The organism is Corallococcus sp. bb12-1, assembly GCF_026626765.1.
Lineage (GTDB): Bacteria > Myxococcota > Myxococcia > Myxococcales > Myxococcaceae > Corallococcus > Corallococcus terminator.
The window spans coordinates 179,410-203,696 of record NZ_JAPNJZ010000024.1; the positions used below are offsets into that span (position 1 = coordinate 179,410).

Annotated in this window: 19 protein-coding genes; 13 read left to right on the top strand and 6 right to left on the bottom strand. The window is 70.2% G+C overall.

All coding sequences use genetic code 11. The annotated features are described in order from the left end of the window. Positions 1-75 precede the first annotated feature (75 nt). Positions 76-1,917: a serine/threonine protein kinase gene (locus tag OV208_RS28340; protein ID WP_267577036.1), complete on the top strand. Its 1,842-nt coding sequence runs from the start codon at positions 76-78 to the stop codon at positions 1,915-1,917. A 20-nt stretch (positions 1,918-1,937) separates the two neighbouring features. On the opposite strand, the gene OV208_RS28345 is transcribed toward OV208_RS28340, so the two are convergent. Together OV208_RS28345 and OV208_RS28350 are read right to left on the bottom strand one after the other, a co-directional pair. Continuing rightward, positions 1,938-3,917, bottom strand: coding sequence for a MopE-related protein (locus OV208_RS28345; protein ID WP_267577037.1), 1,980 nt, complete (start codon positions 3,915-3,917; stop codon positions 1,938-1,940). Positions 3,918-3,931: 14 nt separating this feature from the next. Continuing rightward, positions 3,932-4,807 carry a hypothetical protein gene (locus tag OV208_RS28350; protein WP_267577038.1) on the bottom strand — a complete coding sequence of 292 codons (876 nt, stop codon included), beginning with the start codon at positions 4,805-4,807 and terminating at the stop codon, positions 3,932-3,934. Positions 4,808-4,946: 139 nt separating this feature from the next. Between OV208_RS28350 and uppS the strand changes: the two genes are divergently transcribed. The 10 genes from uppS (at position 4,947) to OV208_RS28400 (ending at position 15,000) form a co-directional block, all read left to right on the top strand. After that, positions 4,947-5,741: a polyprenyl diphosphate synthase gene (uppS, locus tag OV208_RS28355; RefSeq protein WP_267577039.1), complete on the top strand. Its 795-nt coding sequence runs from the start codon at positions 4,947-4,949 to the stop codon at positions 5,739-5,741. Beyond that, complete coding sequence (locus OV208_RS28360) at positions 5,738-6,568, top strand: phosphatidate cytidylyltransferase (RefSeq protein ID WP_267577040.1); 831 nt, start codon at positions 5,738-5,740, stop codon at positions 6,566-6,568. Before uppS ends, OV208_RS28360 begins: the two co-directional genes overlap by 4 nt. A gap of 84 nt (positions 6,569-6,652) precedes the next feature. Further along, entirely contained in the window at positions 6,653-8,284 is a 1,632-nt protein-coding gene (rseP, locus tag OV208_RS28365) for an RIP metalloprotease RseP (protein WP_267577041.1), read from the top strand. Positions 8,285-8,297: 13 nt separating this feature from the next. Continuing rightward, positions 8,298-8,783, top strand: a complete 486-nt coding sequence (locus OV208_RS28370) for a septal ring lytic transglycosylase RlpA family protein (protein ID WP_267577426.1) — start codon at positions 8,298-8,300, stop codon at positions 8,781-8,783. 24 nt (positions 8,784-8,807) lie between these two features. Beyond that, entirely contained in the window at positions 8,808-9,542 is a 735-nt protein-coding gene (tsaB, locus tag OV208_RS28375; RefSeq protein ID WP_267577427.1) for a tRNA (adenosine(37)-N6)-threonylcarbamoyltransferase complex dimerization subunit type 1 TsaB, read from the top strand. Positions 9,543-9,609: 67 nt separating this feature from the next. Then, the gene (locus OV208_RS28380; protein WP_267577042.1) at positions 9,610-10,641 is read left to right on the top strand and encodes an aspartate-semialdehyde dehydrogenase; all 1,032 of its coding nucleotides are present in this window, start codon (positions 9,610-9,612) and stop codon (positions 10,639-10,641) included. 126 nt (positions 10,642-10,767) lie between these two features. Further along, positions 10,768-11,697, top strand: coding sequence for an MXAN_2561 family MXYO-CTERM-anchored protein (locus OV208_RS28385; protein ID WP_267577043.1), 930 nt, complete (start codon positions 10,768-10,770; stop codon positions 11,695-11,697). Continuing rightward, positions 11,694-12,413 (top strand): MXAN_2562 family outer membrane beta-barrel protein, encoded by a 720-nt coding sequence (locus OV208_RS28390; RefSeq protein WP_267577044.1) that lies wholly within the window; start codon positions 11,694-11,696, stop codon positions 12,411-12,413. The genes OV208_RS28385 and OV208_RS28390 overlap by 4 nt, the downstream gene beginning before the upstream one ends. Positions 12,414-12,423: 10 nt before the next feature. Continuing rightward, positions 12,424-14,232: a PKD domain-containing protein gene (locus OV208_RS28395; RefSeq protein WP_267577045.1), complete on the top strand. Its 1,809-nt coding sequence runs from the start codon at positions 12,424-12,426 to the stop codon at positions 14,230-14,232. A gap of 105 nt (positions 14,233-14,337) precedes the next feature. Continuing rightward, positions 14,338-15,000, top strand: coding sequence for a molybdenum cofactor biosynthesis protein (locus tag OV208_RS28400; protein WP_267577046.1), 663 nt, complete (start codon positions 14,338-14,340; stop codon positions 14,998-15,000). Positions 15,001-15,030: 30 nt separating this feature from the next. On the opposite strand, the gene OV208_RS28405 is transcribed toward OV208_RS28400, so the two are convergent. From OV208_RS28405 to OV208_RS28420, 4 genes are all read right to left on the bottom strand, one after another. Then, the gene (locus OV208_RS28405) at positions 15,031-15,726 is read right to left on the bottom strand and encodes a hypothetical protein (RefSeq protein ID WP_267577047.1); all 696 of its coding nucleotides are present in this window, start codon (positions 15,724-15,726) and stop codon (positions 15,031-15,033) included. 95 nt (positions 15,727-15,821) lie between these two features. Further along, the gene (locus OV208_RS28410; RefSeq protein ID WP_267577048.1) at positions 15,822-19,619 is read right to left on the bottom strand and encodes an ATP-binding protein; all 3,798 of its coding nucleotides are present in this window, start codon (positions 19,617-19,619) and stop codon (positions 15,822-15,824) included. A gap of 177 nt (positions 19,620-19,796) precedes the next feature. Beyond that, complete coding sequence (locus tag OV208_RS28415; protein WP_267577049.1) at positions 19,797-21,275, bottom strand: site-2 protease family protein; 1,479 nt, start codon at positions 21,273-21,275, stop codon at positions 19,797-19,799. A 16-nt stretch (positions 21,276-21,291) separates the two neighbouring features. Then, on the bottom strand, positions 21,292-21,714 hold the full coding sequence (locus OV208_RS28420) for an NUDIX domain-containing protein (protein WP_120539453.1): 423 nt from the start codon (positions 21,712-21,714) through the stop codon (positions 21,292-21,294). Between the two features lie 72 nt (positions 21,715-21,786). Between OV208_RS28420 and OV208_RS28425 the strand changes: the two genes are divergently transcribed. Both OV208_RS28425 and acs read left to right on the top strand, forming a co-directional pair. Next, entirely contained in the window at positions 21,787-22,272 is a 486-nt protein-coding gene (locus tag OV208_RS28425) for a hypothetical protein (protein WP_267577050.1), read from the top strand. A 61-nt stretch (positions 22,273-22,333) separates the two neighbouring features. Beyond that, positions 22,334-24,286 carry an acetate--CoA ligase gene (acs, locus tag OV208_RS28430; protein ID WP_267577051.1) on the top strand — a complete coding sequence of 651 codons (1,953 nt, stop codon included), beginning with the start codon at positions 22,334-22,336 and terminating at the stop codon, positions 24,284-24,286. The last annotated feature ends 1 nt before the right edge of the window (position 24,287 follow it).

Consider the following 24,287-nt stretch of genomic DNA (forward strand, 5'->3'; position numbering starts at 1 on the left):
CCTTGCGGGCCGGCGGACGCTCGACCCTCAAGGCCGTTTCACTTTTCCGGAAAACCGTGGGAAACCTCGCCGCCAATGCAACTCGGGAAGTACCAGCTCGTTCGCAAGCTCGCCTCGGGGGGCATGGCGGAGGTGTTCCTCGCCAAGGCCGCCGGGCCGCGTGGTTTCGAGAAGACGCTGGTGCTCAAGCGCATCCTGCCGCACCTGGCGGAGGATGAAGCGTTCGTGGAGATGTTCCTGGGCGAGGCGAAGCTGGCCGCGCAGTTGGACCACCCGAACGTGGTGCAGATCTTCGACTTCGGCGAGGCGGACGGCAGCTACTTCCTGGCGATGGAGTACATCGACGGGCCCACGCTGCGCCGGCTCATCAAGCGCTCCACGGAGCTGAAGTCGCCGTTGCCCCCGGCCCTGTGCGCGAAGATGGTGGCCGCCGCGGCGGAGGGGCTGGCGTTCGCGCATGAGCTGACGGACGCGGAGACGGGGACGCCGCTGGGGTTGATCCACCGCGACGTCAGTCCGGAGAACGTGCTGCTGTCCCGGCAGGGCGCGGTGAAGGTGGTGGACTTCGGCATCGCGAAGGTGGCGGGGCAGAGTCACCGCACGCAGACGGGCGTGGTGAAGGGCAAGGTCGCGTACATGCCTCCGGAGCAGCTCCAGGCCCGGGCCATGGATGCGCGCGTGGACGTGTACGCACTGGGGATGGTGCTCTACGAACTGCTCACCGGCCGCCGCCCCTTCGATGCGGCGACGGAGGTGGGCATGATGCAGGCCATCCTCTTCGAGCCGTTCGTGCCCGCAGTGGAGCGCCGGCCCGACCTGCCCCCGGCGATGCAGCGCATCCTGGAGCGGGCGCTCGCGAAGGACCGGGACCAGCGCTATCCGGACTGTCGGGAGCTCCAAGCGGACCTGGAGCGGTTCGTGCTGTCGCTGGGCGAGCCGGTGGGCGCGTATCAGATCGCCCGGCTGGTGGCGCAGTTGACGGAGAACGCCTCGACGCCGCCCATGTCCACGCCCGCGCGCGTGGACGCGAAGGTGCGCGAGACGGCGGTCCTGGGCGCGGAGGAGCAGGGGAAGGCGAAGCCCCGGCCGGAGGAGGCGCCCCGGGCGGCGGAGGGGTTGACGACGCCGATGCCTGTCCGGCAGGGCGGGGCGGGGAGGGAGGAGGCTCGTGGACGGGACCCCATGGAAGCCCCCGCGATGACTGCGGAACGGGCGCTGGAGCTATCAGGTGCTCCCGACGCGGCGACCGATCCCGCGACGCCGTCCGCGGGCAATCTGCTGCCGCGAAAAGCGTCGTCCGCGCGACCCGTGGTGGTGCCGCCCGTCGCCGCACCGGTCGAGGTTTCGGTGCCCGCGAGCCCGGTGGGGAAACCCCCTTCGCGTCGTGGGGTGGTGGTGGCCTCGGTCGTGGCCCTGGGCGCGCTGGTGTCGGTGGGCGGATGGGTCGTCCTCGGTTCGGATTCGAAGCCCGTGGAGCCCAAGGTGAAGGTCGCGGCGGCCTTGAAGGACCCGACGCCGAGCGAGCCTCCTGCTCCAGTCGCGGTCACGAGGTTCGCGGCTGTCGAGGACGCAGGCGCTCCTGCGATAGACGCGGGTTTGATGGATGTCGTCGCGGACGCGGGGCTGGCGCCCATGGCGCTGGATGCAGGCAGTCCCCGGACGCAGACGAAGCCTCGCTCCCTGGGGGGGAAGCCCCCGGTGGCCAGGGGACGGGTGGAGTTCCGGATCCGTCCGTACGCCACGGTGTTCCTGGATGGGAAGAGCCTGGGGCAGACCCCGTTCGGCGCCGTGGAGACCACGGTGGGGTCGCACCAGATCCGGCTCGTGAACGGTGACTTGAAGAAGGACGTGACGCGGACCTTCGAGGTGAAGGCCGGACAGGACAACGTCTTCAAGCTCAACCTGCTGGCGGAGTGACGGGTGGGTTCAAGAGGTCGTCAGTTCCAATCCCCCGAACCCGCGATCCGCTTCGGTACGTAGATGTCCATGCCCGAATCGTCGATCAGTCCGTGGGCATTGAACCCCCAACTCCAGACGCTTCCGTCTTTCTTCACTGCGAGCGAATGGTCATTGCCCGCAGCCAGGGTGGCGACGTCCGAGAGACCTGTGACTTGCACCGGGACCTCTCGTTCCTGGGTCGTCCCGTCTCCGAGCTGGCCACTGCCGTTGCGCCCCCATGCCCAGACGGTGCCGTCCTGCTTCAATGCGAGCACATGGGCTCCACCGGCGGCAATGGCCGTGACAGCCGACAGGTTTGGCACCTGCGTTGGAACCGGACCGGCGAAGCCGTCCCATTGCCAGACGCTTCCGTCCGCTTTCAATGCCACCTTGCGACTGTATGCTGATTCGATAGCCACGACTCCCGTCAGGCCTGGTATCACGGCTGGGATGCCACCGGCCCCCTCGTCACTGAAAAGCCAGACGGTGCCATCCGCTCTCAATGCGATTGTATGGAAGCTCTTCGCTGCGATGGCGATGACACCTGTCATGCCTCGGGCTTGGACTGGCGCCAGGCGGCGCTCGTAGGTTGTTCCATCACCCAGTTGGCCCTCGGTGTTATCCCCCCAGCCCCATACGGTACCATCGCGCTTGAGTGCCACCGAGTGAAACATCCCGGCGGCAAGGGCTGTCACATCTTCAAGTCCCGGTATTTGTGCTGGCGGGGATTCTCCCCCCTGGAAGCCATGCCCGAGTTCCCCGTGGCCGTCCGATCCCCAGGAGGTGACCTTTCCGTCCTGCCGCAAAGCCAGGATGTGGGTCTCGCCGACGGCCAGTGTCGTGACGTCTTCGACCTCTGATGCGAAGATATACTTGGGATATGAGTGGTCGGATTCATCGCCAAGCTGATGGCTTCGGTTGATGCCCCACCCCCAAAGCGTCCCGGCGGCGGTGATGGCGAAATTGGTCTCCAATGCTGAGAACATGCGCGGGCCTGGGTAGAGCCGCTCGTTGATGGCGCCGTTGCAGTTGTTGTCCTTGAGGTCCAGCAACTCCGCGACCCCGGGGTGGATGGTTGCATCGGCATCATTGCAGTCAGTGGGTTTCGCCACATGGCCGGACGGCGGCGCGCAACCCGAGACGGCCTGCGTCACGTCGCCATATTCGTCCCCATCCGCGTCCCGGTACCACGTCAGGATGGGCAAGCCTTCGTCCGCCGTGCCGTCGCAGTTGTCGTCCTGGCCATCACAGCGAAACTCGCTCCGGCCTGGATGGATGGATGCATTCGCGTCGTTGCAATCGCCCCCTTCACTGAGGGTTCCGGTCGGTCGTGTACAGGTTTTGAGGGCGGAACCGCCATATCCGTCCCCATCCTGATCGATGTACCAGGTCCGATCATCCAAGGCGTCCTCCTCGCCGTTGACGCAGTTGTCATCCACGCCGTCGCAGCGTTCCGTGGCACCTGGATGGATGGCGGCGTTCGCATCGTTGCAGTCGGTGCCGCCGCTGCTCGTGGCGACATAGCCGTCGTCGTCCGCATCGGTCGCCGCCAGCTCCAGTCGAACCTGGCTCACGCGTCCCTTCGCCGCAGGTGCGGCATCGAGCGACTGCTTCGTCACCGCGACCGCGTCGCAGGTCTGCTCGAAGGCTTCCGCTCCGAGTCGCAGGTTGCCCTTCCATGCCTCGGACAACTGCACACCGACGCGGAGGGTGTTTCCCGCCACCGTGGAGGGCCTGCCACTCACGAGGGTGGAAGCGCTTCGGGATCCGTCGGGCGTTCCCACGGTCACGCGGACGCAGCCGGGCTTGAAGCCCGTGGACTGGACCGTGAGCTCCATCCCCCGGTCGCACGCCTTCGGATCCGCGCGCAGCACGCCATCCAAAGCCTGCGCTCCCCGCCCCGCGCACAGCCGCTCCACCGCCACCTGCTCCGCGCTCGGCACCGTGCAGCCCACCCCGAACCAGAGACCGAAGGCCACCGCGACCCAGGCCCTCACGGCGTGCCCGCCGAAGTCATGGGCTCGCTCAGGAAGTACGCCGTGACCGCGCCCGCCGCCGCCGCGAACGCCGTCCCGAAGAGGACGTTCGCCACCACCGCCTGCCCGCGAGCATCGTCCAGGCGCCCCTCCACGGACGTGGACAGCTCCGCCTCCCGCGCGGAACTCACGTTGCCGCGCGACTGAAGCCCGAAGTAGGTCCCCACGCCTCCCGCCGCCACTCCCGTCCCCAGCAGCGCCCACGACAGGGTCGGCACCTTCCGCACGGAGGTCCGCTTCGCATCCACCTTCAGGTCCACGCCGGGCGAAGCCACGGGTGCGGAGGCCACAGGCCACGAAGGCAACGTCGGAGGAGCTTCGACCGTCGGCTGCACCGGCGCATCCGCCGGACGGGGCGGAACCTCAATGACCCCAGGAGGCGGCACCGGCGCCGCCGCCACCACCGGTCGGTCACGCAAGACCTCCTTGCGCACCGACTCGAAGTCCCCCTCCACCTTGGGAGACACCCTCACCGGAAGTTTCGCCTCCGGCATCAACAGCAGTCCCGCCCGGAACGCAGCCATCGCCACATCACGCTGGCCCATGTCCGCCAACACGACGCCCTCATAGATGGCCGCCGACGCCCGCTCCGACTCGGACCGGGCCAGCCGCTTCGCCCGGGTCACCGCCGCCAGCGCCTGCTCGTACTCCAGGTCGTCATGGAGCCGAGCCGTCTCCGCCATGGCCGCCGTGAAGTAATCCCGAGGCGCCACCTGCCCCCCGGAAGCCGAAGCACCGCCCGCCTGCCCGAAGGCCGGACCCGCTCCGAACAGGCACAGACCCAACAGGCCGCCGAGCAGCCGGAATGGGGGCCGGACATGAGGAGTTTTCATGGAAGACCACTCTAATCGGCCCGCGTGTCCCGTCATGAACCGTTCAACCCCGGCAGGCGACCGGCCAACAGGGGTGGGGGACCGGCCGGCCACGCGCCCGTGGACGCGACGGCTAGCCGCCGCTAGGGTGCGCGGCTTCATGGATCGCCCCACCGTGTTGCCCACCCCTCTCGAGGTCCAGGTCAAGGCCCGGCCTCTCCCGCGCCATGTGGGCATCATCATGGACGGCAACGGGCGCTGGGCGGAGCTTCGGGGCCAGCCGCGCCTGGAAGGCCACCGCGAGGGCAGTGTGAGTGTGCGCGAAGTCACGCGCGCCGCCCGCCGCATAGGCGTGCAGGCCCTCACCCTCTACGCCTTCTCCTCCCAGAACTGGGCCCGCCCCGCTGAAGAGGTCGCCGGGCTGATGGAGCTGCTGCGCGAGTACCTGGAATCCGAGCGCGCGGAGATCCTCGACAACGGCATCCGCCTCAACGCCATTGGCGAGGTGGAGAAGCTGCCCCGCTACGTGAAGGAACCGCTGGAGCGGCTGATGGCCGACTCCGCCCACAACACCGGCATGGTCCTCACCCTGGCGCTCTCCTACGGCGGCCGCGAGGAGCTGCTGCGCGCCGCGCGCTCCCTGGCCGAGTCCGTGGCCCGCGGCGAGCTGGACCCCGCGCACCTGGGAGCGGACGACCTGGAGTCGCGGCTGTGGACCTCCGGGCTGCCTCCCGTGGATCTCGTGGTGCGCACCAGCGGCGAACAGCGCATCTCCAACTTCCTGCTCTGGCAAGTGGCGTACGCCGAGCTGTGCTTCACCGACGCCCTCTGGCCTGACTTCCGCACCGAAGAGTTCCTGCGCTGCCTGTCGCAGTACCAGGGCCGTGAGCGGCGCTTCGGGCTGACGTCCGCCCAGTTGAACCGGGACGAAACACCCCAGCGGGCCAAGGCGTGAACGAGAAGAACAAGAACCTCCTCATCCGGATCCTCACGGGCATCACCCTCCTTCCGCTGGTGCTCCTCCTGCTGTTCCTGGGCGGGTGGTACAGCGCGGTGCTGCTCGGCGCCGCCGCGGCCGTGTGCACGGGTGAGTACTACCTCATCACCCAGAAGCGACTGGGCGCCGCCGCCTGGGTGGGCATGGCCGCCGCCTTCCTCATGCCGCTGCTCCCCCTGAAGGACGCCGCCCGCACGGGCGAGACGGCCTTCTGGGTCACGTCCGTCTTCTTCTTCTTCGCGTGGATCTACAACCTGTTCCGGGGCGCGCTCGCGGAGGCTCCCACCCGCGCCGCGCACCTCGTGACGGGCTTCCTCTACGGCGCCATCGGCCTCACCGCGCTGTCCGCGCTGCGGCTGCTCCCCGAACACGGCCTCGCGTGGGTCATCTGCGCGCTCACCATCACGTGGGCCAACGACACGCTGGCGTACTTCGCGGGTCGCTTCCTCGGGAAGCACAAGCTCTACCCCGCGGTCAGCCCGAACAAGACGTGGGAGGGCTTCTTCGGCGGCATGGTCGGCTCGGTGCTGGGCATGTTCGTCGCACGGGGCTTCTTCTTCCCTGTGTTCACCGTGTGGGACTGTGTGCTGCTGGGCTTCTTTGGTGGACTCCTGGGCCCCGTGGGCGACCTGTGCGAGTCCATGCTCAAGCGCGCGTACGGCGTGAAGGACTCCGGAAAGCTCATTCCCGGACACGGCGGTGTGTTGGATCGCATCGACGCGCTCGTGTTCAACGCGCCGCTGGTGTTCGTCTATGTGCAGTTCGTGAGGCACCTGTTGCCGTAAGTGCCCGTTTTCGCGCCTGCCCGTCTGCCACGCGCCCGTCGTTGCGCGTTGTCCAGGTCGGGGGGCGCGATTACTGTTGGGCCCATGCTCCAGAACCTCGGGTTCTTCATTCTTCTCCTGGGCGTGCTCGTGACGGTGCACGAGCTTGGCCACTTCCTCGTGGCCAAGGCCTGCGGGGTGAAGGTCCTCAAGTTCTCCATCGGGTTCGGGCCCAAGCTCATCGGCTTCACCAAGGGTGAGACGGAGTACCAGGTGGCCCTGCTGCCCCTGGGCGGCTTCGTGAAGATGGCGGGCGACTTGCCCCATGAGGAGCTGTCGCCGGAGGAGGCCTCCCGGGGCTTCCTGGCGGCGCCCCCCTGGAAGCGCGCCCTCATCGTGTTCGCGGGGCCGGCCTTCAGCCTGGTGTTCCCCGTCTTCGTCTACTTTTTCGTCTTCCTGGGCCCCCAGGAGACGCTGTCCACCCGCGTGGGCATGGTGTCTCCGGACATGGCCGCCGCCGCCGCGGGCATCCGCCCCGGAGACCGCATCCTCAAGGTGGAGGGCGAAGCCGTCCGCACCTTCGACGACATGCGTGACGCGTTCGTCGGCAAGTTCGAGCGCCCCGTGCCCATCACCCTGGAGCGCGATGGCCAGGAGCGCGTGGTGCAGGTGACGCCGGAGCGCAGCTCGGAGGTGTCCCCGGTGGACACCGTCGAGCGCGGGATGATTGGCGTGAGCCCCTATCCGCAGCCGCCGGTGGTGGGCGTGCTCGCGGACTCGGCCGCGGCGAAGGCGGGCCTCAAGAGCTTCGACCGGGTGCTCTCCGTCAACGGCGTGCACGTGCAGGACGAAGCGGCCCTCTACCGCGAGGTCGCCAAGGTGCCCGAGGGCACGCCGCTTTCGTTGAGCGTCGCGCGGCTCGCGCCCGTCGCGGTGGGCGCCGTCTCCGGCCGGGTGCCGGAGGTGACGCAGGTGTCCCTGCCGCGCCAGCCCGGTGAAGGCCCCGCGGCGCTGGGCGCCGAAGCCGTGGACCTCTACGTCGCGACGGTGGCGTCGGGCAGCGTGGCGGAAGGCGCGGGCATCCAGCCGGGTGACCGCATCGTGGCCATCAACGGCACGCCGCTGAAGTCCTTCAACAAGCTGGCGACGGTGCTCAACGGCCTGCAGGCGCAGCCCTTCACGCTCACGTGGCGCGGTGAACAGGGCGAGCGCACGGAGAAGCTGGCGCAGGCGCCGCTCAAGACACGTGACGACTACGGGCAGACGAGCGCGCCGCTGGTGTTCGGCGTGCGCCCGTGGAACTACAGCAGCGCGGACCTGCCGCCGGTGGAGAAGGTGACCATCGACCTGGGTCCGGTCGCCGCCTTCAAGGAGGCCGCGCTCATCGTCCCGAAGATCATCGGGCAGATGGTGCAGGTGCTGGGCGGGCTGGTGGTGGGCAAGGTGTCCCCCAGCACGATTGGCGGTCCCATCATGATGTACCAGCTCGCCGCGAAGAGCGCCGAGCAGGGCATGGACAGCTACCTCAACCTGATGGCCGTCATCTCCATCAACCTGGGCGTGATGAACCTGTTGCCCATCCCGGTCCTGGATGGCTTCGCGCTCCTGTCCGCCATCTGGGAGGGCATCCGCCGCCGCCCCATCCCCGTGCGCGTGCGCGAGGTGGCGAACATGGTGGGTCTGGCGCTGCTCGTCTTGCTGATGCTCCTGGCAGTGACCAACGATGTGACCCGCTAACCAAGAGGTGATGATGCGAGGACGCACCGCGCTCCTGCTGATGGGCATGGGACTGTTCGCTGGCTGCGCGACACGCGCGACGAAGCCCCAGCCCCCGGAGACGGATTCGGGCTCAGGCAAGGACGACCCGAAGGTGACCCGCCGGGAGAAGATGCCGGGCACGTACCTGGGTGAAGGCCTCGCTTCCTTCTACGGCCCCGGCCTCCACGGCCGGCCCACCGCCAGCGGGGAGAAGTTCAACCAGAACGCGATGACCGCGGCGCACCGCACGGCGCGCTTCGGCTCCTGCGTGAAGGTAATGAACATGGAGAACGGCCGCCAGGTGGAGGTGCGCGTCAACGACCGCGGCCCCTTCGTGGACGGTCGCATCATCGACCTGTCGAAGGCCGCCGCGAAGTCGTTGGACATGCTGGACAAGGGTCTGGCGCGCGTGCGGCTGTACCGGTGTGGCGTCCGCGTGTCAGAAGTGCCGCTGGACCTGTGGGCCATTCCGGCCTGAGCGCCGAAGGAAGGGACGTTGCCCGTGTTGCTCGCGCTGGACACCTCCACGCTGACGCTGTCGCTTGCCCTGGTGGAACGCCAGGGGAACGACGTGCGCACGGTGGAGCACGTGGTGGTGCTTCCTCCGGAGAAGCAGAGCGAGGCGCTGCCCGGCGTCGTCGGTGAGCTGCTTGCGCGCCACGGCCTGAAGCTGACGGACCTGGAGGGACTGGCGGTGGGCCTGGGGCCGGGGTCCTTCACGGGCCTGAGAATCGGGCTCGCCACGGTGAAGTCGCTCGCGTACGCGACGGGCCTCAAGGTGGCCGGCGCGTCGTCGCTGGCGGCGGTGGCGCTGGAGGGGCCGGAGGGTGTGCCGCTCTACTGCCTCGCCGTCGCGCGCCGGGACGACCTCTACCTGGGGGCCTACCGCCGCACGGGCCATACCGTGGAGGCACTGGAGCCGGAGACCGCGATGTCGCCGGAGGAGGTGGCCCAACGCATGGCCGCCGAACCCGCCGCGGTGGCGCTGGGGCCGGCGCTGACGGACTACCGGCAGGCCCTGGAGAAGCACGGAGTGTCACCCCACCGGCTCTTGTCCGGGCCTGCCTTCCCGTCCGCGGTGGAGGTGGGGCGGCTGGCGCGGCTGCCGGACGCGTATTCGATGCAGGCCCTGTTCGCGATGGAGCCGCACTACGTCCGGGCGTCGGAGCCGGAGCGCAACCCCAAGTTCCCGCCGCTGCCGGGCCCCGCGCCCACGTCGCGGTTCAAGGAAGACTGACCGCTTTTCAGGAGGGCCCCGCGCGTCGTGCTCGCGCCCCTGGGGGCGGTGGCGTAAAGGAGCCCTCATGAAAGAGAACCTTCAAATCGCGGTGGTGGGTGCCACGGGCGTGGTGGGCCGCGAGGTGCTGGCCGCGCTGTACGCGCGCGACGTGCCCATGGAGCAGGTGCGGGCCTTCGGCTCGGAGCGCTCCAAGGGCCTGGAGGTGGAGTACGGCGAGGACACGCTGGAGGTGGAGCTGGCCACGCCGGATGCCTTCAAGGGCATCCACCTGGTGCTGCTCGCCACGCCGGCGGAGGCCTCCCGCACGCTCGCCCCGGCAGCGCAAGCCGCTGGCGCCTGGGTCGTGGACGCGAGCAACGCCTTCCGGAGCGACGGCAACGTGCCCCTGGTGCTCCCGGGCTTCAACACCGAGGCGCTGGGGCCGGGCTTCACCTTCAAGGGCCGGGTGGTGTGCCTGCCGGGCATCATCACCAGCGCCACCGTGCACCTGGTGGAGCCCCTTCGCCGGGCGTTTGGCGTGGTGCGCGCGCAGGTGACGGCGCTGATGGGCGCCTCCAGCGCGGGCGTGCGCGGCATCTCCGAACTGGAGAAGCAGACCGCGGACCTGCTGTCCGGCCGGGAGCCGGAGCCCCAGGCGTTCCCCCACCGGGTGGGCTTCAACCTGGTGCCCCAGGTGGGCGGCTTCATGGTGAACTCCCCCTGGACAGAGGAGGAGGGCGGCTGGACGCTGGAGGCCGCGCGCCTGTTCGCCGCCCTCGGCGAGGTGCCCGTCCTGGCCGGCACCGCCGTGCAGGTGCCCACCTTCCACGGCCACGGGCTCTCCGTGAACGTGCAGCTCAAGAAGCCCGGCCCGGTGGAGCAGGTGCGCGCCGCGCTGAAGACATCCCCGTCTCTCAAGGTGCTGGATGCCCCGGGCGAGCGCATCTACCCCATGCCCATGCTGGTGATGGCCGACCCCGCCATCCATGTGGGACGGGTGCGCGCCTTTCCCCAGGCCCCGGAGTGGGTGACCCTCTTCGCCTCGGTGGACAACGCCGGCCGGGCCGCCGCCCAGTTGGTGGAAGCCGGCCTCAAGCTCACCGAACGCCCCTCCTGACAATTTGGCACGGCCCCTGGGGACCGCGTGTCTGTTTGGCGCGCGAACCGGGGGCTTTTGCCGCTGAATGGGCCATCCGGAAGGGTGTTGTCGGTGGCCCCGCGCTTGCTAGCTTCCGCCCCATCCATGCGCCTCCCTCTTGTTGTCGCCTTCCTGTTCTTCGCCCTCCCGGCCGTGGCCCAGACGGGAACGGCGGTGACGTTCACCACGACGGCCACCGCGCCCAACAACATAGTGGTCTCGGCCCGGGGTGACTGCGGCTCGACGCTGCGCTTCAACTGGAGCCGGACAGGGAACCTCTGCAACGGAGGAAACCTCTACTTCTATGTCACCACGGGGACCTGTGGGTCGCAGCCCGCGGCGACGGACCTCCAACTGGATGCCGTCACGGGCAACACCACGACGACGGGCGTCCTGACCTTCACCGTGGCCAGCGTGCTCGCCAAGCTGGCGACGCCGACGACGTGTGACTCGCAAACGACGGAGGTCACCTTCAAGCTGTGCGCCTCCACGCCGACCATCTCGGACTCCATCAACCTGACCTGCTCGTCGACGTACTCCAGCGTCGGGACCCCCCCTTTTCAGGTGAACTACGACCCCGAACCGCCCTCGGCGCCCTCGATTGGCGACATCATCGCCCGGGACTCGGCGCTGTCGGTCCAGGTGGACAACGCGGAGGCCGACTCCCTCGTCATCGTGGAACTCAACGCGCTGACGACGGCCGGCACGGATGACGCGGGCACGGGCGAGGTGACGGAAGGGCCCACGCTCAGCTTCCGCAAGGCCTCCAGCGAGGGGAACGTGGTGGCGGACGGGCTGATCAACGGGGTGACGTACCGGGTCCGGGCCAAGGTCCAGGACGAGGCGGGCAACGTGAGCGAACCGTCCGCCGCGCTGGAAGGCACGCCCGTGAAGAGCAATGGGTTGTTCGACGCGTACAAGAACGCCAACGGCCAGGAGGAGGGCGGTTGTTCGTCCACTGGCGGAGGTCTCGCGGGCGGTGCGGTGCTGGCCGCGCTGGGCCTCTGGCTTTCGTCTCGGAGGAAGGTGTCATGAGCAGCACGGCAGTGGGCCTGGGAGTCGCGGCGCTTCTCTTGGCGGTTCCGGCGGTGGCGCAGGAGGTGACGATCCCCACGCGCTCTCCGCGCACCGGCGCGATCATCTTCCGGGGTGGCGGCTACAAGCCGCGCATCGACTCCGAGAAGGACCTCCAGGGCACGCCCTACAAGGACACCTTCGGGGATGCGTCGCTGCTGCTCGTCGAACTGGAACTGCAGCGCTTCTTCTACCAGGGCATCGGTACGGCGGGCCTGGGCCTGTCGGCGGGCTACGGGGAGAAGTACGCCAACGCGGTGCTCGCGGATGGTGGCGGTGCGGCGGCGGACAAGGCGGCCCTCAAGGTGCTGCCCCTGCAGCTCAACGCCTTCTACAAGTTCGACTACGCCGCCTTCAAATGGGGCGTGCCGCTGGTGCCCTACGGCAAGCTGGGGCTCGTCTATTCGCCGTGGTGGATGACCAAGGGCAGCTCCACCGAGGTGGTGGACGGTGTCACGGCCAAGGGCGGCAAGTGGGGCTACGCGGGGACCCTGGGCGTGTCGTTCCTCCTGGACGTGCTGGAGCCGCGCTTCGCGCGCGACTTCGACTCCGACCTGGGCGTGAACCACTCGTACCTCTTCGCCGAGTACACCTACGCGGAAGTGAACAACTTTGGCGGTGGCGGCCTGAACCTGGGCAGCCGGCGCTGGATGTTTGGTCTGGCGTTGGATTACTAACGGAACGCCCATGGCGTCCCGTCCCCGCGCGCTCCCGAACTTCCCGCTGTTCCTCCTGATGGTCGCCGTGGGGCTCGTGGCCCCCGGCTGCCGGAGTGTGAGGCCCGACCTGGGCCCGGAGCGGACGCTGGAGGCGGGCGTGCCGGAGTCCTTCGGTTCGCCGAACGCGAAGGCGCCCTCCGTCACCTGGGACTTCGGGGACGGAACGCCGCCCCAGACGGCGCCAGGCGTGCGCCACGCGTGGGACGCGGCGGGCCGCTACACGGTGCGCGCGCTGGACGGGGAGAAGGAATTGGCCCGTGTCGTGCTCACCGTGGTGCCGCGCCCGGTGCTGCGCGCGGTGCCCGAGGATGCGCAGACGGTGCTCTGGGTGCCCCGCCTCCGCGGCAACGTGGAGGGGCTGGTGGACTTCTACGAGCGGCTCGTCGGCTCCCGCAACGCGCGCAGCTCGCTGGAGGATGCGCCGCTGGTGCCGCTCTTGCTGCGCAGCCTTTCGGGCGGCCCCACGGAGGTGGATCCCGAGGAGGGCTTCGGCTTCTTCCTGCTGCCGGGCTTCGACGGCGTGGTGGCGCTGCTGGGCGTGACGGACATGCGCGCGGCGTTGGAGGCGGTGTCGCGCGAACTGCGCAGCGCGGGCCACCGGGTGCTGCCCCAGGAGGACGGCAGCGCGCGCGTGGATCCAGTGGACGGCGGGCGCTCCATGCTGCTGTTCGCGGACCGGGGCTACGTGTACCTGGCGGTGCCGGACTCCCCGGACGCGCCCGAGCCCGGGGAGACGGTGAAGGCGCTCGCCGTGGTGGAGGATTCGCCGGACGTGAACGTCGTGCGCCGCCGCGTGCAGGCGCTGTCGGGGCCGGGCGTGTCGGAGAACGCGCTCCTGGGCGAACTGCGCGGCAAGGTGCGCGACGGCAGCGTGTTCCTCTTCTCGGCGCCGCCGGTGCCGGAGGCGGAGAAGGAGGACATGCCGGTGCGCGGCTTCTTTGGCGCGCTGGCGGTGCAGGCGGATCAGGTGGAGCTGGATGGGTTCTTGTCGTCGTCCCGGCCCCTGTTGGGCGCGACGCCGGGCCCGGCGTCGGCGCTGCTCGGGCGCGCGGCCGCGGGGCCGGTGGCGGCGGCGCAGCTGTCGGTGCCTCCGGAGGAGCTGGCGCGGCTGGTGTTCGGCTCGCCCGGTTCTCCCCGGCGGCAGCGGACACTGGAGCGCTGGCGCACGCAGGAACTGGACGCGGAGGCGCTCCTGAAGTCGCTGCGCGGGGACGTGGCGATGCTCGTCTACTTCGACGCGGCGGCCTTCTTCCAGAGCTTCATCCGCGACCAGCGCCCGGCCCCCAAGGGGACGGTGGTGATGGAGGCGGGGCTCACGTCGCTGCCGCCGGTGCTCCAACTCGTGCAGAAGCAGCTCCAGGACAACAAGCTCGTCTTCCAGAAGGACACGCAGGGGAACACCACGCGCTTCCGCACGCGGCTCCAGGAGCAGCCGGTGTCACTCACGCTCAGCCCCGAGCGCGCGACGCTGGAGGCGGGCGAGGTGCTCTCCGGCCGCGAGACGGGGGACGTGGGCGCCACGCTGCGCACGCGCTTCGGCGCGGACGCGTTCGGTCCTGGCCACCTGTCGCTGATGGTGGACCTGGGCCGGTTGCGCGCGGACCTCGCGGGCACGCGCTCGGTGCCGGGCGTGGGGCAGGGGCAGTTGCTCGCGAGCCAGGTGTTCGTCGGCGCGCTGCTGGAGCGGCTCACCCCGCTGGAGTACGGGTTCCTCGACTTCGCCCCCGCCGAGGGTGGAGGCCGGCTCCGGGGCCGCGTCGTGTTGCGCGAGCGCTAGCGCGCGGGTTTCGTCCGGGTGGAGCGAAGGCACTGGCGAGCGCCCCTGCCTTCGCGTTGGAACGCATGGCTCCCTGCCGGGGAGCTTGAGGAGGGCCTTCAGGCCATGTCCGTCACGGTGCTGTACTTCGCCGCGGCCCGCGAGCGCGCGGGCGTATCGCGGGAGTCCCTGGACGTGCCCGACGGCGCGCGCGTGTCGGACGTGCTGGCGCTGCTGGCCGCGCGGCACCCGGCGCTGACGCCGCTGCTGCCGCACCTGCGCGTGGCGGTGCAGCAGCAGTTCGTGGGCGCGGACGCTCCCGTGCCCCCGGACGCGGAGCTGGCGTTGATTCCGCCCGTGGCTGGAGGCTCGCCGGGCCTCTTCTCCGTGGTGGACCGGCCGCTCGTCCTGTCGGAGGTCGTGGACGCGGTGGCGGGTGAGTCCTGCGGCGGGCTGGTGACGTTCTCCGGGGCGGTGCGCAACCAGACGAAGGGCCGGCGCGTGCTGCGGCTGGAGTACGAAGCCTACGCGCCCATGGCGGAGGCGAAGCTCGCGGAGATTGGCCAGGAGGTCGCTCACCAGTGGCCGGGCACGCGGCTGGCCATCATGCACCGCGTGGGCACGCTGGTGCCGGGCGAGCTGGCCGTCGTCATCGCCGCGGCATCCGCGCACCGCAAGGAAGCCTTCCGGGGCTGCGAGCACGCCATCGAGCGGCTCAAGCAGGACGTGCCCATCTGGAAGAAGGAGTTCTTCGAGGACGGCGAAGTGTGGGTCGGCCTGGGGCCCTGACGCGGCCCCGGAGTCGTCCCACGAACAGCCCTACCGCACGCCCAGGCTCGCGGGGACGGTGATGCGCGCGCCGCCGTCCTGCTGGCGCGAGGCCTTCTCCTCGGCGGACAGGGGCTTCATCGGTTGATCCAACCCGAGCGCCTTGCGCCGCGCCTCCTCCTTGTCGTGGGCGGACTGGAGCGCGCGCGCGTTGCTCGCGGCGATGCGCTGCGGATCCGGCCCCATGGCGAGGAAGGCGACGGGCACGCTCAGGAAGAGGAGGGCCGCGATGATGATCCACGCCACGTCGCGCACGCGGAAGCGGTCCGCGCGCTCCTTCACCACCGAGGGCTGCACGAGCAGCCGCAGCTCTCCCTCCACGAGCCGCAGCGTCATGCCCTCGCGCAGCTCCAGCGACACGCGGCCGGGCGCGCCCGTGAGCTCCTCGGGGGCCACGTCGTGGAAGGCGTCGCCCTTGAGGCTCTTCTCCACGCGGGCCGACGGCGGCACGTGGATGCGCCAGCCCTTCGCGGTGCGCTCGGCGAGGAGGAAGGGCTCTTCGGGCAGGGTGAAGCCGTAGAGGGGCAGGGGGGCCGTCTCGTCGGGCGCGGCGTGGACCTGGCGCAGCTCGGGGCCATAGCTCCAGGCCTCCGCCAGGGAGGTGCCCCAATACAGCTCGCAGAAGAGTCCGCCGTCCGCCACGTTGGCGGAGGGCGCGGGAACGGTGGCCATGTCGGGTCGGAGCATAAGGCCTTCGCTCCCTTCGGGCCCGGCTTCCTGCTGGGGGCGTCCCCTGGCGGACGCCACCGAGCCCGGTCGCCCGCCAGGAGGACGGCCCCGGCTCAGGTCTCCGTCAGGGCCTTGAGCAGCGTCTCCAGCGTCTCGAAGTGCAGCGGCTTCACCAGGTGCGCGTCGAAGCCGGCGGCCTTGGAGCGCTGGCGGTCCGACTCCTGGCCATAGCCCGTCACCGCCACCAGCTTCATCGCGCGGGGCTCCTCCTGCTGCCGCAAGAGCCTCGCCAGCTCGTAGCCGTCCATCACCGGCAGGCCGATGTCCAGCAGGGCGATCTCCGGAAGGAAGCCCTTCGCCGCCTCCAGGCCACTGGGGCCGTCGTAGGCCACGCGCGTGTCGCAGCCGAGGAACGCCAGGGATTCGGAGAGCACGTCCGCCGCGTCCTTGTTGTCGTCCACGATGAGCACGCGCGCGTTCACGGAGGTGGGCTCCGTGGGCACCAGGGCGCCGGGCTGCGGCACGGGCAGGGCGGCGGGCACCTCCGCCTCCAGCGCGGGCAGGCGCACGGTGAAGGTGCTGCCGCGTCCCCGGCCCGCGCTGTGGGCGCTGATGGTGCCTTCGTGCAGAGACACGAGGCTCTTCGCGATGGCGAGCCCCAGTCCGAGCCCGCCCTGGGAGCGATCCAAGGCCTGGTGCTCCTGCACGAAGAGGTCGAACACGCGCGGCATCATCTCCGGTGCGATGCCCACGCCGGTGTCGCGCACGCTGATGACCAGCTCCTTGCCCTCGCGCGAGCCCGTCACCGCGATGAAGCCGCCCGGTTCGGTGTACTTCGCGGCGTTGGTGAGCAGGTTGGCGAACACCTGCGCCAGCCGCGTGGAGTCTCCGTCCAGGGCCGTGCCGTGCTCCGGCAGGTCCACCTCCAGCGTGTGCTGGCGCTGCTCGATGAGGGGGCTCGTCTGTTCAATCGCCTTGGCCACCACGTCGGTGAGCGTGGTGCGCTCGCGCTTGAGGGTGACCTTGCCCCGGGTGACGCGGCTGACATCCAGCAGGTCGTCCACCATCCGCACCAGGTGCGTCACCTGCCGCTCGATGAGCGTGCGCTCGCGCTCCGCGACGGTGTCGCCCCTCAGGCGCATGAGCTGGAGCGCGGTGAGGATGGGGGCCAGGGGGTTTCGCAGCTCATGGCCGAACATCGCCAGGAACTCGTCCTTGGCGCGGTTGGCGGACTCCGCCTCGCGCCGCGCGGTGGCCAGCTCCGTCACGTCGAAGACCACGACGATGATGGCCTCCACCTGCCCCTGGGCGTCCGTCATCGGCTGGTAGACGAAGTCGAAGAAGATCTCCTGGGCCTGATCCGGGGCGTGGTTGAAGACGATGCGCACGGAGCGGCCGATGAAGGGTTCGCCCGTTGAATAGACGCCGTCCAGCAGCTCGTAGATGCCCTGGTGGGCCAGGTCCGGCAGGGCCTCGCGGATGCCCTTGCCCATCACGTCGCGGTGGGCGATGAGTCGCAGATAGTTCTGGTTGGCGAACTCGTAGATGTGCGTCGGTCCACGCAGGATGGCGATGCCCACGGGGGCGTGCTGGAAGATGCGCGCCAGCCGCTCACCGTGCGCGGCCTCCAGCGCGCGCAGGCGCGAACGCGTGAGCTGGGCGGTGACGCGCGCGAGCAGCTCCCGGGTGGAGAACGGCTTCACCAGGTAGTCGTCCGCGCCCGCGCGCAGGCCCTCTTCCTGCGCCTCCTCGCCCGCGCGCGCGGACAGCAGGATGATGGGCACGTGCCGGGTGCGCTCGTCGGCGCGCAGGGCCTGGATGAGGCCGAAGCCGTCCAAGCGCGGCATCATCACGTCGGTGAGGATGAGGTCCGGGGGACGGGCGCGCGCGGCCTGGAGCGCGTCCTCGCCATCCGCCACCGCCTCCACCGTCCAGGTGGCGCCGAGCAGCCGGCCCACGTAGTCGCGCATGTCGGCGTTGTCGTCCGCGAGCAGGATGCGGGAGCGCTCCACCGGCCCCAGCGCGGAGGTGTCGACGCGCGTCGCGGGCGCGCCATCCTCCGCGAGCGCGGGGGGACTTCCGGGCATCCATCCCAGGGCGTCGCGCACGTAGGGATCCGCGCCGGCCAGCGGGGCGCGGCGGTGCCGGGCGGACATCACCTGCTCCTTCGGCAGGTGGGTGAAGCCCGCGGGGATGCGCACGGTGAACGTCGTGCCCCGGTCCACCTCGCTCTGCACGGAGAGGGTGCCCCCGTGCAGGCGCACCAGCTCATGCACCAGCGCCAGCCCGATGCCGGAGCCCTCGTGGGAGCGCGCGCGGGCGTTCTGGATGCGGTGGAAGCGCTCGAAGACGCGGGGCAGCTCGTGCTCGGGGATGCCGGTGCCGGTGTCGGTGACGCGCAGCTCGGCGTGCCCGTCGTGCCAGCCCTGCGCCACGCGGATGCTGCCCGTGAAGGTGAACTTCAGCGCATTGGACAGCAGGTTGAGGACGATCTTCTCCCACATCTCGTGGTCCACCCAGGCCGGCTCCGGCAGGGGAGGACAATCGACGTCGAGCACCAGCCCCGCGCGCTCGACGGCGGAGCGGAAGGCGCTGGCGAGTCCCGCGGTCAGGGTCGAAAGGTCGGTGGGCTCATACGCGGCCTGCACGCGGCCGGCTTCGATGCGCGCGAAGTCCAGCAGCATGTTGACCAGCTTGCGCAGGCGCACGGCGTTGCGGTGCACCGTGTCCAGCGAGTCGCCCTGGAGCGCGCGCTCGGGGGTGGCGAGCGCGTCCTCGGTGGGGCCCAGCAGGAGCGTGAGCGGCGTGCGCAGCTCGTGGCTGATGTTGCTGAAGAAGGCCGTCTTCGCTCGGTCGAGCGCGGCGAGCGACTCCGCGCGCTGGCGCTCCTCCTCGTAGGCGCGCGCGTTGGCGAGCGTGGAGGCGACCTGTTCGGCGGTGAGCTGGAAGAACGTGTGGTAGCGCGCGTCGAGCAGGCGCCGGGGGCTCACCCCACCGACGAGGAAGCCGTAGGGCCGCGTCTGGCCCGGCCGCGCCAGGGCCCGCACCACCGCCCTGGGAGGAGGACTGTTCCAGCGACCTCCGGGCAGCTGCCCCATGCGCCGTGGCAGGTCCTCCACGACGACCGCTTCGTTGGTGCGGGCGGCCTGGGCGAAGGGCCAGTCGGTGTCGTCCTCGTGGGTCAGCGATTGCCGGAGCGTGACCGTGGCCAGCGTGGGTTCCGCCAGCAGGCTGCTGCCCACGCGGCGGACGGTGAAGCCGTCACCGTCCACCAGGTAGAGCAGGGTGAAGGGCAGGTCCCGGTCATTGCCCGCGAGCACGTCCATCGCGATGCGGCAGGCCTGCTCGGAGGACTTGGCGTCGGCGGTCCGGGCGGCCAGGTCCCGGAGCATCCGCAACTGCCGGTCGTGCTGCACCTCCTCGGTCGTTTCGCGCACGGTGTTGAGCACGCCGCCCACGCCCCCCTCTTCATCGGGGATGGGGCTGTACGAGAACGTGTGGAACGTCTCCTCCATGAACCCGCGGCTGTTGATGAACAGGGGAAGGTTCTCGTTCCAGGTGGCGGACGCGCCTTCGAGCACGCCCCGGGCCATGGGGCCGACGACGTCCCAGATCTCCTTCCACACCTCGCCGCCGGGAGCACCGAGGGAGCCCGGGTGCTTGTGGCCGAGCACCGGCCGGTAGGCGTCGTTGTAGATCTGGATCATCTCCGGGCCCCACCACATGAGCATGGGGAACCGGTTGTTGAGCACCACGCCCACCATCGTCTTCAGGCTGATGGGCCAGTCGCGCGACGGACCGAGCGGCGTTTGGGACCAGTCCAGCGAGCGCACCAACGCCCCCATTTCGCCGCCCCCCGCGAAGTGGCGGTCTTCGGAAGGAGTGGGGGACAGGGGCAAGGGCAGGGGCATGCGAGCCTCTTGGAATGCGCGGAGCGGGAGAAAAGAGCGCCCCGGCTTCTAAGGGGTGAGCACGGGCCTCTGCAATCGACGCGGAGGCCGGCAGGCATGAAGGAACGGCCATTCCCTCAGGGGCTCTGTGCGCCGGATGCAGGGCGGAGGAGCAGGCAGGCGGCTTGGTCCAGGGCCTCAGGGAGGCGTCGGGGTGACGACGCGCTTCGGCTCCTGCGCTGGGGAGGGGGAGCCAGCGTCCTGCGCCAGCCCGGAGGTGGCGGTCGTGGGCGTAGCGGGGACCATGGGCGCGGGCTTGCCAGCGGAAGGAGAAGCGGGCGTCACCGCCTGCGGGGTGGGCGTGGAGGCCGCTGAACCGACCATGGCGGTCGGGGCCACCGTGGAGGCCGCAGCCCCGACCGTGGCGGTCGAGGCAGTCACCGCCCGCGGGGCGGGAGTGGCGGCCGCAGCTCCGGCCGTGGCAGGCGGCGTCGCGGCCTTCTGCACCGTGGAAGGGGCCGCTGCTGCAATCCCTGTCGTGCCTCCGTCCACCGTCGGTGTCGTGCCTCCCGCTGAAGCCGGTGGGGGCACGGCATGCGCGGTCGCCGCGCCGCCCATCGTGGCATGCGGAGCCACGGGCGCGGACGAAGGCAACGCGCGACGGATCTCCGCGCCCGCGGTGGCCACGATGCCAATCGACAGGAAGAGGAACCCGGCCGTCTGCGCCACCGTCTCCACGCGCGGCGGAATGCGCCGGCCACTCACCGCTTCGACGGCGAGCAGCAGCACCCGGCCTCCATCCAGCCCCGGCACCGGCACCATCGTCAGCAGCGCCAGCGCCACCGACGCCGCCACCATCGCGCGCACCAGGGCATCCAGCCCGGACGCGGTGGACGACGCGACGTCGGAGGACTCCTGGCGCATCAGCGCGCCCGGCCCGCCCCGGCCCGTGACGCCCGGTCCCCGCACCAGCGTGACCAGCGTGGACAGCGCCTCGGAAGCCACGCGCCCCGTGTGGACGAGGGCCTGCCTGAAGGCCTCGCCGGGCGCGTGCGTGCGGAACACGTACTGCTGGCTCACGCCGATGCGCCCCGTTCCCCGCTCATCCGCCCGGGGCCGCACCTTCACCGTGCGCGGCTCACCGTGGCGCTCCACCGCCAGGTCCAGCTCGCGACCCACGCCGTCCGCCACCCGCGTGACGAAGCCCGACCAGTTCTCCAGCGGCTTGCCGTCCACGCGCATCAGCCGGTCCCCCGGCAGCAACTGCGCGCGCGCCGCCTCCGAACCGGGCAGCACCGTGCCCACCGTCAGCGGCACCACCACGTGCGTGCCCGACGAATACAGGGCGAACAGCAGGCCCAGCGCCACCGCGTAGTTCGCCACCGGCCCGGCCAGGATGATGGCCATCCGCTTGAGCGGCCCCAGCGTGCCGAACCCCGTCGTGTCCTCTTCCGCGGAGCGGTGCGGGTTCATGCCCTGCAGGTTCGCGGACGCACCCAGCGGAATCGCGCCCAGCACGAACTGCGTGCCGCCCAGCCGGAACGACAGGAGCGGCGGCCCGAAGCCCACGGTGAAGCGCGGCACCCGCACGCCCAGCAGGCGCGCGGCCACCAGGTGCCCCAGCTCATGCACGATGAGCAGCGCCCCGAGGGCGAGCAGGACGAACAGGTAGTGCATCCGGTGCCGTCCGCGCCTACAGCTTGCGGCGCTTCCCGGTGCGCTTGTACGTCACGTAGTCGGACAGGATGGTGCCGTGGTCGAAGCACAGGTCCTTCGGCAGCGCGTCCAGCGTGAAGGTCTTCGCCTCCGCCGCGTCGTCCGCGCCCACCGGCTCACCCTTCGCCTGCGCGATGAACACCGTGGAGATGGTGTGCAGCCGCGGGTCGCGCTTCGGATCCGAATAGCTGAAGAACTGCTCCTCCAGCGTCACGTCCAGCCCCGTCTCCTCCTTCGCCTCGCGGATGGCCGCCTTGTCCAGGGGCTCGCCCTCGTCCACGAAGCCGCCGGGCAGCGCCCAGCCCACGGGCGGGTTCGCACGACGGATGAGCACGATGCGCTCGCCGGACAACTCGATGATGCAGTCCACGGTGGGTTTGGGGTTGCGGTATTCAGGCATGGCGTCGCACTCTACCCTCGCCCCCACCCGAGCGCCCGCTTCGGATGCCTCCCGTGGGCGATGGTGCGTGCCGTGTCTACCCTCCGACGCCTCTGCTTCGCTGTCTTCGCGCTCGCGGCCCCTTCGCTGGCGGGCTGCCTGCCGTACAGCCAGAACGAGGGCGAATACGAACTGACCCCCGTGGAGGTGCTGCGGGACGACTGCGGCCTGCTGCCGCAGGTGGTGAGCAACTTCCAGCTCGCCCTCCAAATCTCCGGTCGCGTGGTGCGCGCGGACTTCGGCGTGCAGAACATGCAGCTGCTCGGCTACTTCCTGGAGGAAGGGGAGGCGTTCACCGCCGACGGCAGCGTGGCCAACGTGAGCACCACGACCAACGGTCAGGAGTGCCTGCTCGATCAGGTCCGCGTGCACCTGGACGCCACGACGCAGTGCCAGACGCAGTTCAATGGTCAACTGCGGCTCGCCTACGACTCCAACGGCGTCACCAGCTGCACCTGCGAGCTGTGGGTCCGCTTCGAAGGCGTTCAGGGCAACACCCGCTGCGAAGAGTCGCCTTGAGACTCGGGGGCCGGGCCCCTACAACAGGAGGGCTGTTCCCACGCGCAATGGAGGGACGCCCATGGCTGACCCGCAGGCAATCGACTCGGTCCTGACCGAGTCCCGCGTCTTCCCCCCGCCCGAGGACTTCTCCCGGCGGGCCCACATCCGCAGCATGCAGGACTATCAGCGGCTGTGGGACGAGGCCGAGAAGGACCCCCAGAAGTACTGGGGGGACCGTGCCCGCGAGGAGCTCTATTGGAAGGAGCCCTTCCAGACGGTGCTGGAGTGGAAGCCGCCCCACGCGCGTTGGTTCATCGAGGGCCGGACCAACCTCTCCTACAACTGTCTGGACCGGCACCTGCCGAAGCTTTCGGACAAGCCCGCCATCCTCTTCGAGGGGGAACCCGGCGACCGCCGCGGCGTCACCTACGGTGAGCTGTCGAAGCAGGTGAACCGGCTGGCCAACGGCCTCAAGTCCCTGGGCGTGAAGAAGGGCGACCGCGTGGGCATCTACCTGCCCATGGTGCCCGAAGCAGCCGTCGCGATGCTGGCGTGCGCGCGCGTGGGCGCGGTGCACTCCGTGGTGTTCGGCGGCTTCTCCGCGGAAGCGCTCCAGGAGCGCATGAAGGACATGGGCGCGAAGGTGCTGCTCACCGCGGACGGCGGCTGGCGCAAGGGCGCCGTGGTGCCGCTGATGAAGAACGTGGAGGCCGCGCTCCCGAACGCCCCCAGCATCGAGAAGGTCGTCGTCCTCACGCGCACCGGCGACGGCAAGCTGCCCGAAGGACCGAAGTTCCTGGCCTGGGATGCGCTGGTGAAGGCCCAGTCGGACACCTGCGAGCCGGAGTGGGTGGAGAGCGAACACCCGCTGTTCATCCTCTACACGTCCGGCTCCACCGGGAAGCCCAAGGGCGTGCTGCACACCACGGCGGGCTACGCGATGAACGCGTCGCTCACCACGCGGTGGGTGTTCGACCTGCGCGAGGACGACATCTACTGGTGCACCGCGGACGTGGGCTGGGTGACGGGCCACACGTACGTCGTCTACGGCCCGCTGATGAACGGCATCACCACGGTGCTCTACGAGGGCGCGCCCACGCAGCCGGGGCCGGACCGCTTCTGGGACATCATCGAGCGCTACAAGGCCACCATCCTCTACACCGCGCCCACCGCCATCCGCGCCTTCATGCGCCTGGGTGACGGGCCGGTGAAGCAGCACGACCTGTCCTCGCTGCGCCTGCTGGGCAGCGTGGGCGAACCCATCAACCCCGAAGCGTGGATGTGGTACCGCGACGTCATCGGCGGCGGCCGCTGCCCCATCGTGGACACGTGGTGGCAGACGGAGACGGGCAGCATCATGATCTCCCCGCTGCCCGGCGCCACGCCCACCAAGCCCGGCTCCGCTACCTTCCCGCTGCCCGGCATCCACGCGGAGATATTGGACCGCGATGGCAAGCGGGTGCCGAAGGGGCAGGGCGGTCTGCTGTTCGTGACGAAGCCCTGGCCATCCATGCTGCGCACCGTCTACGGGGACCCGGAGCGGTACGTGAGCACGTACTTCAGCGAACTGCCCGGCATGTACTTCACCGGCGACGGCGCGCGCACGGATCCGGACGGCTACATCTGGCTGATGGGCCGCGTGGACGACGTGGTGAACGTGGCCGGCCACCGCCTGGGCACCGCGGAGGTGGAGAGCGCGCTCGTGTCGCACCCGAAGGTGTCGGAGGCCGCCGTGGTGGGACGCCCGGACGACCTGAAGGGCACCGCGCTGGTCGCCTTCGTGACGCTCAAGCAGGGCAACGCCCCGTCGGACGCGCTCAAGAAGGAGCTGGCCACGCACGTGGGCAAGGAGATTGGCGCCATCGCCCGGCCGGATGACATCCGCTTCGCCGAAGGGCTCCCCAAGACGCGCTCGGGGAAGATCATGCGCCGGCTGTTGCGCGACGTGGCCGCGGGCAGGAAGTCCACGCAGGACACCACCACGCTGGAGGACCTCAACGTCCTGGCCGCGCTCAGTCAGAACGACGAGTAGG